This is a genomic window from Mesorhizobium sp. C395A, assembly GCF_030323205.1.
In the GTDB taxonomy this organism is placed as follows: domain Bacteria; phylum Pseudomonadota; class Alphaproteobacteria; order Rhizobiales; family Rhizobiaceae; genus Mesorhizobium.
Map to the genome: position 1 here is coordinate 4333729 of NZ_CP100473.1, position 14004 is coordinate 4347732.

Annotated in this window: 13 protein-coding genes; 2 read left to right on the plus strand and 11 right to left on the minus strand. The window is 62.9% G+C overall.

The features are described from left to right. The first annotated feature begins 159 nt into the window (after positions 1–159). Positions 160–1206 (plus strand): class I SAM-dependent methyltransferase, encoded by a 1047-nt coding sequence (locus NLY37_RS21230; RefSeq protein WP_023684116.1) that lies wholly within the window; start codon positions 160–162, stop codon positions 1204–1206. 276 nt (positions 1207–1482) lie between these two features. On the opposite strand, the gene NLY37_RS21235 is transcribed toward NLY37_RS21230, so the two are convergent. After that, a complete protein-coding gene (locus NLY37_RS21235) occupies positions 1483–2376 on the minus strand; it encodes an SDR family oxidoreductase (protein ID WP_023698216.1) in 894 nt (297 codons plus the stop codon). Between the two features lie 126 nt (positions 2377–2502). Between NLY37_RS21235 and NLY37_RS21240 the strand changes: the two genes are divergently transcribed. Then, on the plus strand, positions 2503–3441 hold the full coding sequence (locus tag NLY37_RS21240; RefSeq protein WP_023693170.1) for an AraC family transcriptional regulator: 939 nt from the start codon (positions 2503–2505) through the stop codon (positions 3439–3441). Positions 3442–4184: 743 nt separating this feature from the next. Here the strand turns inward: NLY37_RS21240 and NLY37_RS21245 are convergent. The 10 genes from NLY37_RS21245 to uxaC form a co-directional block, all read right to left on the minus strand. Beyond that, positions 4185–4337, minus strand: coding sequence for a hypothetical protein (locus tag NLY37_RS21245; RefSeq protein ID WP_023742218.1), 153 nt, complete (start codon positions 4335–4337; stop codon positions 4185–4187). A gap of 396 nt (positions 4338–4733) precedes the next feature. Next, complete coding sequence (gene recQ, locus NLY37_RS21250; protein ID WP_245270978.1) at positions 4734–6560, minus strand: DNA helicase RecQ; 1827 nt, start codon at positions 6558–6560, stop codon at positions 4734–4736. A 273-nt stretch (positions 6561–6833) separates the two neighbouring features. Continuing rightward, entirely contained in the window at positions 6834–7172 is a 339-nt protein-coding gene (locus NLY37_RS21255) for a cupin domain-containing protein (protein ID WP_023684110.1), read from the minus strand. 10 nt (positions 7173–7182) lie between these two features. Next, complete coding sequence (gene kduD / locus NLY37_RS21260) at positions 7183–7950, minus strand: 2-dehydro-3-deoxy-D-gluconate 5-dehydrogenase KduD (RefSeq protein ID WP_023742216.1); 768 nt, start codon at positions 7948–7950, stop codon at positions 7183–7185. Further along, complete coding sequence (gene kduI / locus NLY37_RS21265; RefSeq protein WP_023742215.1) at positions 7947–8804, minus strand: 5-dehydro-4-deoxy-D-glucuronate isomerase; 858 nt, start codon at positions 8802–8804, stop codon at positions 7947–7949. The genes kduD and kduI overlap by 4 nt, the downstream gene beginning before the upstream one ends. A 23-nt stretch (positions 8805–8827) precedes the next feature. Continuing rightward, on the minus strand, positions 8828–9604 hold the full coding sequence (locus tag NLY37_RS21270) for a FadR/GntR family transcriptional regulator (protein ID WP_023742214.1): 777 nt from the start codon (positions 9602–9604) through the stop codon (positions 8828–8830). A 38-nt stretch (positions 9605–9642) separates the two neighbouring features. Beyond that, the gene (locus tag NLY37_RS21275; protein ID WP_023684106.1) at positions 9643–10923 is read right to left on the minus strand and encodes a TRAP transporter large permease; all 1281 of its coding nucleotides are present in this window, start codon (positions 10921–10923) and stop codon (positions 9643–9645) included. Beyond that, positions 10924–11487, minus strand: coding sequence for a TRAP transporter small permease (locus NLY37_RS21280; RefSeq protein WP_023688890.1), 564 nt, complete (start codon positions 11485–11487; stop codon positions 10924–10926). It lies immediately after the preceding gene. Between the two features lie 70 nt (positions 11488–11557). After that, the gene (locus NLY37_RS21285; protein WP_023668677.1) at positions 11558–12535 is read right to left on the minus strand and encodes a TRAP transporter substrate-binding protein; all 978 of its coding nucleotides are present in this window, start codon (positions 12533–12535) and stop codon (positions 11558–11560) included. A gap of 38 nt (positions 12536–12573) precedes the next feature. Next, a complete protein-coding gene (gene uxaC / locus NLY37_RS21290) occupies positions 12574–13983 on the minus strand; it encodes a glucuronate isomerase (RefSeq protein WP_023742213.1) in 1410 nt (469 codons plus the stop codon). Positions 13984–14004: the final 21 nt, after the last annotated feature.

Consider the following 14004-nt stretch of genomic DNA (forward strand, 5'->3'; position numbering starts at 1 on the left):
AGGGTAAACGGGCGGTTCGGATTTAGCCAGTTTGCAGGATTGATGGCCGTTCCGTTGATTAAAATTTTACTAAAATTTTATTAAAATTGTTAGCATTGGTTGGCGGCGCACCTATGCTGCTGGCCGGGGACCGGGGCGGTAAACCGGAGAGTAAACGGCATGCCTATCAAGCCAAAACTGCAGCTCGACCAATACAGCCTGGTCACCACCAGGCTGATGAAGAAACATGTTGCGACCTCCGAAGAGGCGGCTGACTCCGACGAGTTGAGGGACAGCACGGCCCAGCTCGCCCTGATACTGGACCTTGCTCATCAAGCCTTTGCGCGAAACAAACCGGCCGCCCCCGTCGTCCATCGTTTGGCGGGGCGACTCCACAAGCTCCGCCGGCAGGTTGCTACCGCGGTTTGGCAGAAACTCGTTCCTTTGGCTCAGCAGCATCGGGTCGCGGAATATTTGCTCCAGGACCCGTTCACGCGGTGGTCGGTCGAAAAACCGCGCGGGTATTCGGGCGATGCAGGCCTGCTGGATATTTACTACAAGCATCCGATCGCCGACGAGATCGTGGCCTCGTCGACCTTACTTGGTCGGCAAATCTATGCGTACACCAGTGAAGCTGCCAGTTCGGTGGCGGGGCGCGAGCGGCGGGATATTCTGGCCAGGACCGTGGACGAGACGGCCAGCAGTGTGGAAAAGGCTGAGGTGCTGGCGATTGCCTGCGGCCACCTCAGGGAAGCCGAACGCTCCGACGCGTTGGCCAGGCATAAACTGCAACGTTGGATCGGCCTGGATCAGGACCCCGTCAGCGTAGCCACGGTGAACCACGACTTTGCCGGCACGGCAGTCGAGGCAGTCCAGGGTTCCGTACGCGGCATCCTACGCCGCGCCTACGCCCTTGGCACATTCGATCTCGTCTACGCATCGGGGCTTTACGATTACCTGCCGCGTGCCATCGGCGTCCGCCTGCTTCAAAGAGCCATGGAACTCGTCAAGCCCGGTGGCGAATTCCTGTTTGCCAATTTCAGCGACGAGATAACGACGGATGGTTACATGGAGACTTTCATGGATTGGCCGCTCATCCTACGTTCGGCCGACGATATGTGGGACATCATCAATGCCGCCCTCGGCGGGAGTCCTTTCGACGCGAAAGTCTACTATGGCTCGAACCGGAATATCGTTTACGGCAAGGTGAGGAAGGGCGATCTCTAACTAGGCGCGGGAATCGCGCGCGCATCCCCGTAACAAGGTAGGTCTGCCATGACGAGGCCATGCCTTCGCCGGCTTTCCGGCGACGGGCGAGCAGGTCGTCCGGGCTGCGGGCGGCCTACGCCGTGTTCGTTCTGCTTGCCGCCATACAGATGTGGCGGCGGTTCCAGCAGCACGACGGTGCTGCCCGCTCGGCGGGCTGCGTCTGGCCGTGTTGCTGGCACTGCCGCTGATCGCCAGGCTGTCGGTCGTGCAATGCAACGCGACTGGCCGGCCTGATCAGGCCTCGAAATAGCGGGCACGATCGAGATCGGCGATGAGCCCCGGCCCGGTCGGCTGCCATCCCAGCGCAGTGCGGGTCTGCTCACTTGACGCCGACAAGTCCCTGCCGATGAAATGCCCGAGAAAGCCGAAATGCGCAGCCGCGTCCTCGGGGCCTATGGAAGCGACCGGCAGGCCGAGCCGGCGGCCGATGATCTCGGCGATCTCTTTGCTCGCCACGCCCTGTTCGGCAACCGCATGATAGCTGACGCCGCCCGCCCCCTTCTCCACCGCCAGCCTGTACAGGGTGGCGGCGTCGAACCGGTGCACCGCCGCCCAGCGATTTGCGCCGTCGCCAACATAGGCCGAGACGCCCTTTTCACGCGCAATGGCAATCAGCATCGGCACGAAACCGTGATCGCCCTCGCCATGGACGGTCGGCGCCAGCCGCACCGTCGATGCGCGCACCCCGCGCGCTGCGAGCGCCACGGCCGTTGCTTCCGAAGCGCGCGGCATGGCGGCCGATGGAGGCGCGGGTTTGTCGTCTTCGGTTGCCGGCCTTCCCTGCGCAAAACCGGCGAGGCCGGAGGTGACAAGCAGCGGCCGCTCGGAACCCTCGAGCGCCGCGCCGAGCGTTTCGATGGCGCGCTGGTCAACTGCGCAACTGGCGGCGAATCTCGAAAAGTCGTGGTTGAAGGCCGTGTGGATGACGCCATCCGATTGGGTAGCGCCGCTGCGCAGGCTGTCGAAATCCTCGATATCGCCGCGATGCGCCTCGGCACCCGCGGCCACGATCGACTCCGCACCTGCTTCCGACCGCGCGAGGCCAAGCACCTGATGGCCCGCCCCGAGCAATTCCCGCACAACAGCCGAACCGACAAAACCGGTAGCCCCGGTAACGAACACACGCATGATGATTTCTCCTTGGTTTTTGTCGAACGCCGTACAGCCAGCCCGTTGCGAAGGAGATAGAAGTTTGAGATCATACGATCTATACTGTAAAATCCGAGATATCTTCGCAATCGTCCGAGAACGCTCATGGATCCGCTGTCAGACGTGCTGTCGCTACTGAAGCCGCGCAATTACCTGTCGGCTGGGCTGGAAACCGGTGGCGACTGGGCGATCCAGTTTCCTGACCAGCAGGCCGCCATCAAATGCGGCGCCGTGGTGTCCGGCCGATGCTGGCTGTCGGTCGAGGGCGTCCCTGACGCGGTGCGGCTGGACGTGGGCGACTGCTTCCTGTTGCCGCGCGGCCGGCCTTTCCGCCTTGCCAGCGATCTCGGCCTGCCGACGGTCGATGCGCGAACGATCTTTTCACCGGCGCGGACCGGCGGCATCACCGTCCATAATGGCGGCGGCGATTTCCTCCTGGTCAGCAGTCGCTTCACGCTGTCCGGCGACCATGCCGGCATCCTCTTGCGGATGCTGCCGCCCATCGTCCACATCCGCGGCGAGAGCGACCATTCGGCGCTTCGCTGGCCGGTGGAGCGGATGATGCAGGAATTGCGCCAGCGGCGTCCCGGCGGCTTTCTCATCGTCGAGCACCTCGCCCACATGATCCTGATCGAGGCCTTGCGCCTGCATATGACCGCGCAAGGCAATGTCGGCTGGCTGTTCGCACTCACCGACAGGCAGATCGGCGCGGCGATCGGCGCCATGCACGAGGACCCGGCGCATGGCTGGACATTGCAGCAACTGGCGGAGCGCGCCGGCATGTCGCGATCGACTTTTGCGCTCAGATTCAAGCAGACGGTCGGGGCCTCACCCCTGGATTATCTGACGCGCTGGCGCATGATGCTGGCCGGCGACAGGCTGATGCATTCCGGCGATCCGGTTTCCGTCATCGCGCTGGCGCTCGGCTACGAATCCGAAAGCGCCTTCAGCACGGCATTCAAGCGCGTCATGGGCTGTTCGCCGCGGCAGTACAGCCGCCGGGAGCCGGACCTGACTGCGCAGGCCGAACGCGAAGCCGCCTGAGGCGGCGATCCGAGCGCCTTGATTACCTTGCCCTTAGAGGCTGTAGCGCGAACGAAACTCGGTGAACGACATCGCCAGATTGTTCTCGTCCACATGGCCGGTGATTCCGTCCACACTGCGCGAGTCGAGTTGTAGCGGGCGAGCCAGAGCGGACAATTGCCGAAGCCGCTCGGATTTCCCAGCGCGCTTCGACCGCTGCGGCCCTTCTGCTCAAATCGATCCCTTGCTTGCTCCATGGCATGCGCTTGACAATCGACTGATTCGCAACCCTTCGGGGATATAAGTATTCCAGTTAACTTAGGGATAATCGGCAGGAGGAACTAGATTTCAGACGCTCAATTGGCACGAGCAAAATCGCGTTTTTCATGCTTTCAGAATGACTTGCTCGCGTGCTGGCGGTTAACCGGCACCAACTTCTCCGATTTCCTTGCCTCTACGGCTGGGTAGCGCAATAGGGTTAATTGCGCGATTGCTAATATGCCTATATCTTAGGCGGCGCGGGGGGGGGCCTCATATCTTCCCGCAGTGGCCGGTGCGGTGAAGCCCCACAAGCATGCCCAACCTGCACCGGCCATTCCCTATCTTTTCCAAGAGCTTCCGTGAAGCCTCTAGGACGCGTCGCGTTTCGGCGATGGTCGATTGCAGGGAGTCCAGTTGGCTCTCCGCTCGGAGCTGGCTACGGCGGGCGCTTTCAATGAACTGGTGGTCAGGTTCCCACCGGTCTTTCATCGGGCTTAGCCTCTCTACAGACGAACGAACTTGTCGAGATGCAGGCGTATCCGCTGGCCCTCAGCATAGGACAGCGCAAACGGTTCAATCACGAATGATCGGGTAATTTCCTGGTCTTCCTTGGCCACAGGAACGGACCATTCGCCGCCGGCTTCGACCACTTCCACGCAAGGCAATGCTTTGCGGATTGGACCCACGTTTCCACCACAGCCTCTATACGAAAAGCAATGGTAACCTCGAGTTTTATACTCCCGTCGAAAGCGGGTTTTCAACAACAAAGATGGTCTGAATCATACCATTCGGGTCAGGGATAGCGGCTGCCGACGTAGCGTCTCCAAGGCCGAGAAAACCGCCATCCGCGCGCAACAGCGGGTTTCCATAGTCACGGCTACATCCGAAGAATCGACCGCATAGATTCAGGAATGTGTGTTGTCGTCACGGTTCCATACAATTTGGAAGGCCATTCCCCTACGGCAGGGTAGCGCCAAAATGAAAGGATAAGCGGGCGGGCAAGTTGAAGGCGTACTGATGCCGGATCGGGCTTTGGTCCAGCAAAACCCCTTTCAGCCTGGCGTCTCGGAAAGGTGCGCGGCAATGGCGCTGACAAAAATCGCGCCGAACTCCTTGAGCTTGGCGGCGCCGACGCCATTCACCCCGGCGAAATCGTCGAGGTCTTGCGGACGACGCTCGGCCATGTCGATCAGTGTACGATCCGAAAACACCACATAGGCCGGCACCTGGCGTTCCTTGGCCAGACGCAGCCGCAGCGTCTTGAGCGCCGCGAGCAGCGACGCATCTACATTTTCGCTCTGGGGGCTCTGCCCGGCGCGAGCCGCGCGGCGCGCGGCGCGCGTGCGCATCTCGACCCGATACTGGAACGGCACCTCGCCCCGGCCGAGTGCGTGGCCCTTGTCCGCGATGGCCAACCCGCCATGGCCGGCCGGGTCCGGCATCAGGAAACCGTTCGCGACCAGCTGGCGAATCATAGATTGCCAAAAATCCTTCTTGTGCGCGGTGCCATTGCCGAAGGCTGCCAGCCTGTGATGCCCCCTTGCCGCGATCTTTTCAGTCTCGTGGCCGATGAGGATGTCGATGACATGGCCGGCGCCGAAGCGCTCGCCGCTCTGCGCCACCGCCGCCAGGATGAGGCGCGCCTCGGCGGTGCCGTCGGTGCGCGGCGCCTGTTCCAGGCAATTGTCGCAATTGCCGCAAGGGACCGCCTCTTCACCGAAATAACCGAGCAGCACCTGGCGGCGGCACTCGGCCGTCTCGCAATAGCCGATCAGCGTATCGAGCCGGCCATGCGAGCGGCGCTTGTGCTCAACGGCTGCGTCCTCGTCGTCGATGAACATGCGGCGCATGCGGATATCGCCGAGGCCGTAAAGCATATGCGCCTCAGCCGCCCGCCCGTCACGACCGGCACGGCCGATCTCCTGGTAATAGGCTTCCAGGCTGCCGGGCAGATCGGTGTGGAAGACATAGGCGACATCAGGCTTGTCGATCCCCATGCCGAAGGCGATGGTCGCCACCATGACGACGCCCGACAGGGTCATGAAGGCGTTTTGATTCGCATCGCGCGCCTCCTTGCTCATCCCGGCGTGATAGGCGAGCGCGGTCACGCCGTTCTTTTCGAGAAACGCCGCCATCTCTTCGGTCTTCTTGCGCGACAGGCAATAAACGATGCCGCTGCGTCCCTGATGGCGCCCGATGAAATTGAGCAACTGCCGCTTGCTGTCCTGTTTGGGCTCGATGGCAAGCTTGATGTTGGGCCGGTCGAAGCCAAGCACCTGCGTTTCGACACGCCCGCCAAACAGCCGTCTCTCGATGTCTGCCCGCGTCGTCTCGTCCGCCGTCGCCGTCACCGCAATGATCGGTACGTCGGGAAAGATGCCACGCAGTTGCGAAAGGTCTTCATATTCGCGCCGGAACGCCGGCCCCCACTGCGAAATGCAATGCGCCTCGTCGATGGCGATCAGGCTGACATCGAGCCTGGCAAGCGCATCCAGCATCCGCTCGGTCATCAGCCGTTCCGGCGCGAGGTAGAGCAGCCGCGTCTGGCCCGACGCGACGCGGCGCCATGCCGCGACATTGGCATCACGGTCGATCGAGGAATTGATCGTATCGGCGGCGACGCCGGCGAGGCGCAGTGCCGCGACCTGATCCTGCATCAGCGCCACCAGCGGCGAAACGACAATGGTCAGCCCACCCTTGACCAGCGCCGGAACCTGGTAGCACAGCGATTTGCCGGCACCCGTTGGCATGACGGCCAGCACATGGCGGCCGCCAAGCAGCGCCTCCATCACCGCGGCCTGTCCGGGACGGAAATCGTCGAAGCCGAACACGTCCTTGAGGACGCGCCGTTTGGGATCGTGCGTCGGCACGCTTGTCATCGATATCTGCATCACTGATGTTTTTGCGATCGGCCGCCCGAAGCAGCGGCGTGGCCAGAACGATTAGCGCAGCCCCTGCGTGACCACAACAAGCAGCAACACCCCACCGGCGATCGACCTGATTGGCATCGTTAAACCTATCTTCACCATGTTGCGGCACCGTCCAACCCTGCGGCGATGTTTCGAGTACCGCTGCGCCACGAGCGCACAGGCAACAACCCGCGCCTCCCCAGGAGGCGCGGGTTTCCTGTTTCTGGAATTGCCGAAAAAGGTTCAGGCCAGGAAATCGGCGCGGTGCGGGGTAAAGCTGTCGACCAGGCGCCCGGCCTCCAGCGCCTTGACGCCGTGCACCAGATTGGACGGCACGATGAAGCTGCCGCCGGTCTCGATGGTCGCGGTGCGGCCGTCGATGGTCACCTCGAAGCGACCTTCGGCGACATAGCTGGCCTGGACATGCGGGTGCGAATGCAGTGCGCCGACGCCGCCCTTGTCGAAGCCGAACTCGACCATCATCAGCTCATCGGTGGAGACGAGAACGCGGCGTCTGTTGCCGTCCGGCGTCGGCGTCCAGGCGCTCTCGCCGGGCTGTGCGAAAATCTTGGCTTCAATCATGACCATCTCCTCATCGCGCCAGCCAGCCGCCGTCCACGGGAACCACCGCGCCATGCATATAGTCGGACGCCGGCGCCAGCAGGAACACGGCGGCATCGCCTATGTCTTCCGGCCCGCCCCAACGTCCCGCCGGAATGCGCGCCAGGATGGCAGCACTGCGGTCGGGATCGGCGCGCAACCCCTCGGTGTTGTTGGTTTCGATATAGCCGGGCGCAATCGCGTTGACGTTGATGCCTTTTGCCGCCCATTCGCAGGCCAGCAGCCGGGTTATGCCGAGCGCGCCATGTTTCGACGCGGTGTAGGACGCGACGCGGATGCCGCCCTGGAAACTCAGCACCGAGGCGATGTTGACGATCTTGCCGCGCCGCCTCGGGTCGGTCAGCACGCGCCTGGCAAAACCTTGGCTGAGAAAGAATAGCGTCTTCAGATTGACGTCGATGACGTCGTCCCAGTCGGCCTCGGAGAAATCGACCGCATCGGCGCGGCGGATGATGCCGGCATTGTTGACCAGCCCGTCGATCGGGCCGGTCTTTTCCCAGACCTGGTCGAGCATCGCCTTGGCGGCCGCATGGTCGGCAAGATCGCATCGCACCGCCTCGAACTGGCCACCGGCTTCCGCGACTTGTCTTTCCGTGTCGTCCATCGCCGAGCGGCCGACACCGATGACGGTGCCGCCGGCGCGCGCGATCGAGCCGGCGATGCCCTGGCCGATGCCGGTGTTCGCGCCGGTGACCAGGATACGCTTGCCGGCCAGGCTGAAGGAGGAAGGGCCGCTCAACGCAATTCACCCAGCGGCACCGGGTCGACATCGGTGTAGTCGACATTGTCGCCGGCCATCGCCCAGATGAAGGCATAGTTCGAGGTGCCGGCCCCCGAATGGATCGACCAGCCCGGCGACAGCACCGCCTCCTCGTTAGCCATCACCAGATGCCGCGTTTCGTCCGGCTCGCCCATGAAATGGAAGACGCGCGCTGTCTCCGGCAGGTCGAAATAGAGATAGGCCTCCATGCGCCGGTCATGCACATGGCAAGGGATAGTGTTCCACACCGAGCCCGGCGCCAGCTGCGTCATGCCGACGACCAGCTGGCAGGTCTTGACGCCATCGGCATGGATGAACTGGAAGATCGAGCGCTCATTGCAGGTTTCCTTGCTGCCGAGGTCGAGCCGCTTGGCGTCGCCGATGCGGAACAGCCGGTTGGGATGGGTGTGATGCGCCGGGGCGCTGAGCAGATAGAATTTGGCCGGCGCTGCCTTGTCGGCCGACGCGAACGACACGTCGGTGCTGCCCATGCCGAGATAGAGCATGTCACGTGCCTGCAACTGGTGGGCCTCGCCATTTGCCGTCACCGAGCCGGCGCCGCCGATGTTGACGATGATCAGCTCGCGGCGGTCGAGAAAATTCTTGGTCCCCGTCGGCTTGATCGCCTCCAGCGGCAGCGCTGTCCCTTCCGGCACGGCGCCGCCAACGATCATGCGGTCATAATGGGTGTAGGTCAGGCTGATGCGTCCCTGCTGGAACAGGTCGTCAATATGGAAATTGTGACGCAGTTCGTCGGTGCCCATGGAAGCAGCGGCGACCGGGTCGATGGCGAAACGCGAGGTGAAATCGGTATGCGGGTGACTTTGAGTCATTGCTGCTCCAGCTGAATGAATGGCTATTTGGTTGCCGACGCCTTGACCGAGTCGGCGTAGTAGACCTGGCGGGCGTGCAGCCGCTCGCGGTAGCGCTCTTGGCTGGCGGTGAGATGAGCGCGCATCGCCTCGCGCGCGGCTTCGGCGTCGCCTGAGGTGATCGCATTCAGGATCACCAGATGCTCGCGTTGCAGCCCTCGCTGATAGCAGTCGGATTGCACCAGTTCGGTCGACCAGGGCGAGGTCACGTCGCAAGGAATGGCGCGGCGTCCGAGCACATCGAGCATCTCGACATAGAACGGGTTGTTGGTGGAGCTGGCGATTGCCCGGTGGAAGGCGAGATCGGCCGGGCCGGTCGGCTCACTGTTAAGAAGCAGCCGTTCGAATTCGAAGAACGCTTCCTGGATCGCTGCTTCCTGCGCGGCGTTGCGGCGAATGGCGGCGAGCCCGGCCGATTCGATTTCGACGGCCAGGCGCACTTCGAGCACATTGAGCGCGATGGAATCCTTGCTGCCCATGTCGGCGGCGAGCGCGCCGAACATCGTTGAGATGTGCTCGGTGACGAACACGCCTGCGCCCTGGCGCGCCTCGACCAGCCCGTCGGCGGCGAGCTTGGCCAGCGCTTCGCGGATGACGGTGCGGCTGACGCCGAAGGTCTCGGTCAGTTGTCCTTCGGTCGGCAATTTGTGGCCGGGCAGGATCTCGCCCGCCTGCAGCTGCTTGCGGATCGCTGCGACGACGGTCTCCGACAGTTTGGGTTTTCTCTCGACCCTGAGATCAACAGCGCTATCCGATGCCATATCGCACCCCTGTTTGAAGACGTCTATTTGAAGACGCCCTATTTGAACACGCTCGGCAACCAGAGCGAAATCGCCGGAATATAGGTCACCAGCCCCAGGACCACGATGCCCGCGCCATAGAACGGCCAGATCGAGCGCATCGCTTCCCAGACCGTAATCTTGCCGACGGCACAGGCGACGAACTGCACCGTGCCGACCGGTGGCGTGTTGAGCCCAATGCCGAGATTGAGGATGGTGATGACGCCGAAATGCACGGGGTCGACGCCGTAATGGGTGACCAACGGCAGGAAGATCGGCGTGCAGATGATGATCATCGGCCCCATGTCCATGAAGGTGCCGAGCAGCAGCATCAGGACGTTGAGCAGAAGCAGCACCACCAGCGGGTCGGTGGAGATGGCGTTCATGCCTGCGATCAGCAGCACCGGCACTTTGAGATAGGCCATCAGCCAGCTGAACGAGGCCGCCGTGCCGATGATCAGCAGCACCATCGAGGTCGTGCGAACCGCGCCCTTTGTGGCATGGACGAAATCGCCCCAGGCCATCGACCGGTAGACGAAGACGGTGACCAGCAAGGCGTAGATGATGGCGATGCAGGAGCTTTCCGTCGCCGTGAAAATGCCCGAGCGAACGCCGCCGAAGATGATGCCGATGAGCAGAAGTCCGGGGATGGCGATGACCGCCAGCTGGCCGACACGCGAGAAGCCGGGAAAGGCCTCGACCGGGTAGCCGCGGCTGCGGGCGACGAAATAGGCGGTGACCATCAGCGAAGCGGCGAACAGCAGGCCGGGCAGGATGCCGGCGGTGAACAGGTCGGCGATCGAAATCTTGCCGCCGCCGGCGATCGAATAGATGATCATGTTCTGCGACGGCGGCAGAAGCAGCGCGATCAGCGCCGCCATTGAGGTCACGTTAACGGCGTAGTCGGCGCCGTAGCCGCGCGCTTTCATCTGCGGGATCATCAGCCCGCCGACGGCAGCGGCTTCCGCCACAGCCGAGCCGGAAATGCCGCCGAACAACGTCGCGGCGATGATGTTGACCTGACCGAGCCCACCGCGGACATGACCGACCAGCGAGCCGGCAAAGGAAACGATGCGCTGCGCGATGCCGCCGCGCACCATCAGATCGCCCGCAAAGATGAAGAACGGGATCGCCATCAGTGAGAACGCCGACATGCCCGACTTCAATTGCTGGAACACCACCAGGGGCGGCAGGCCCAGATAAAGCACGGTGGCGAAGGACGCCGCACCCAGGCAAAAGGCGATCGGCGTGCCGGCAAACATCAAAAGCGTGAAGACGCCAAACAGGATCCAGAGTTCCATCTAGGCCTCCTGCACGGCCGGCATTTCCGGCACTTCCTCGAGATTGATATCCTTGTCGATGTCGGCGCCGGACCAGCGCAGCACGATGCGTTCGGCCGAGAACAGGCAGATCAGAAAGCCGCCGGCGACCAGCGGCAGATAGTCGAAACCGCCGGGAAGCTCGAGCGCCGGGATGATGGTCCGCCAGGTCAGCCCGACCAGCTTGCAGCCGTACCAGACCATGCCGAAGCCGAAGCCGAACGCGATCAGGTCGGACAGGGTGCGCAGCGCCCATTTGCTGCCCTTGGGCAGGATGTAGAGCAGCACGTCGAAGCCCATATGGTAATTCTCGCGCACGCCGACGGCAGCGCCCAGGAAAATGAACCAGTTCATCAGCATGATGGCGGTGACTTCGGTCCAGCTCGGTGACGCGTTGAGCACGAAGCGGGAAAACACCTGGTAGGCAACAAGCGCGGTCATGGCGACCATCCCGATGCCCGCGAGATAGAGCGCACCGTCGCAAATCTTCGAAAGCACCGCGCTGAAGCGCGGTGGCGCTCCGCTCCTGGCCGTTCCCGCAGTCATCCGATCCTCCCGGTCTTTCCGTCCCCTAAAAGCGATTGGCGGGGCGGCGCCATGCCGCCCCGCCAGAAAATCACTTGGTCGCCTGGATGCGCGTCGCGAGGTCCTTGAGCTCCGGCGTCTTCAGATACTTGTCGTAGACCGGCTTCATCGCATCGATCAGCGGCTGCTTGTCGATCTCGCTGACCTTGACGCCGGCCTTCTCGACGATCTCTCGCGACTTCTTCTCCTGCGCGTCCCACAATTCGCGCATCTTGACGACGCTATCCTTGGCCGCCTGCTTGACGATCGCCTGGTCTTCCGGCGTCAGTCTGTCCCAGCTCGATTTCGACATCACCAGCACTTCCGGCACGATCTGGTGCTGGTCGACGGTATAGTGCTTGGCGACTTCGTAGTGCTTGGCGGATTCGAAGCTGGGCCAGTTGTTCTCGGCGCCGTCGATGACACCGGTTTCGAGCGCCGAATAGACCTCGCCATACGCCATCGGCGTGGCATTTGCGCCAAGCGCGTTGACCATATCGACGAACACGTCGGACTGGATGACGCGGAACTTCATGCCTTTCAGATCGGCGATCGAGGTGATGTCCTTCTTGGTGTTGTAGAAGGAACGGGCGCCGGAATCGTAGAAGGCAAGGCCGACCAGATCATGCGTCTCGAAGGCCTTGAGGATCTCGTCGCCGATCGGCCCGTCCATGACATGGCGCATGTGCTCGACCGAACGGAACATGTAGGGCAGCGACGGCACGGCGGTTTCCGGCACGATGCCGTTGAACGGACCCATCGAGACGCGGTTCAGATCGATGACACCGGTCTGCGTCTGCTCGATCGTGTCCTTTTCCTCGCCGAGCTGCGCCGAATGATAGACCTCGACCGAATAGCGGCCGGCGGTGCGCTCCTTGATGAGCTCGCCGAGATATTTGACCGCCTCGACAGTCGGATACCCGTCCGGATGGGTGTCGGCCGAGCGCAGTACGGTCTGGGCGCCGGCAACGCCGATCATCAGCGAGCCGAAGGCGAATGTGGCTGCCACCAGTTTTGAAAAATGCAACATGACTGTCTTCCTCCCTTTTAAAATTCCACGCGCCCGGCTCACAGCCGGTACGCCTTCTTGGCAAGCGTGTAGGCAAGCTCCCGCGCCAGCTCATGCGCCTCGTCCTCACGCAGCCGGTGCTCGGCGACGAGACGGGCGAGAAAGGCGCAGTCAACCCGGCGCGCCACATCGTGACGGGCGGGAATCGACGGAAAGGCACGGGTGTCATCGTTGAAGCCGACGGTGTTGTAGAAGCCGGCGGTCTCGGTGGTCATCTCGCGGAACCGGCGCATGCCTTCCGGACTGTCGTGGAACCACCAGGCCGGCCCGAGCTTCAACGCCGGATAGACGCCGGCCAGCGGCGCCAGTTCGCGCGCGTAGCTGGTCTCGTCGAGCGTGAACAGAATGATGGAGAGGTCGCGCTCCAGCCCGACGCAGTCGAGCAAGGGTTTGAGCGCCGCGGCATAGTCGGTGCGGGTCGGAATATCGAAGCCTTTGTCGCGGCCGAATTTTTGGAAAACACCAGGCGAGTGGTTGCGCCATGAGCCGGGATGGATCTGCATGACCAGCCCGTCGTCGCGGCTCATCTTGGCCATTTCGGTCAGCATCTGGGCGCGAAACAGCTTGCGCTCGCGCTCGTCGTCCGAGCCGCGGCGGATGCGGTTGAACAGCTCTTCCGCCGCCGCATCGGAAAGATTGGCGGTCTCGGCCGTCGGATGGCCGTGATCCGACGAGGTTGCGCCGAAACTTTTGAAGAAGGCGCGGCGCTGGCGATGCGCGTCGAGATAGCCGACCCATGTGCCGGTGTCGCAGCCGGCGATCTCGCCCAGGCGATCGAGATTGGCAGAAAATCCTTCGAAGTCGGGATCGACGACGGCATCCGGCCTGTAGGCAGTGACGACGCGGCCCTGCCAGCCGCTGTCGCGGATCGTCTTGTGCCATTGGAGATCGTCGAGTGCGCCCTCGGTCGTCGCGATGACCTCGATGTTGAAGCGCTCGAACAGCGCGCGTGGGCGATAATCGTCGCGCTGCAAAAGCGCCGCGATGGTGTCGTAATGGCGGCTAGCGGTGCTGGCGTTGAGCGGCTCTTCGATGCCGAACAGATGCTCGAGCACATGGTCGAGCCACAACCGCGTCGGCGTGCCGCGGAAGAGGTAATAGTGCTCGGCGAAGCGCCGCCAGATCGCCCTGGGATCGGTCTCGACCGGCGAGCCGTCGAGGGTCGGGACGCCGAGATCTTCCAGCCGCACGCCCTGGCTGAACAGCATACGGAAAATGTAGTGGTCGGGCACCACCAGCAATTGCGCGGGATCGGGGAATGGCTCGTTGAGCGCATACCAACGCGGATCGGTGTGGCCGTGCGGGCTGATGATCGGCAGGTCCTTGATGCCGGCATGGAGATCGCGCGCGATCGACAGCGCGCGCCCTTCGGCGGCAAAAAGCAGATCCGGATCGGTCAGTCCCGCCACGTCGTTCCTCCAGGGGCGATA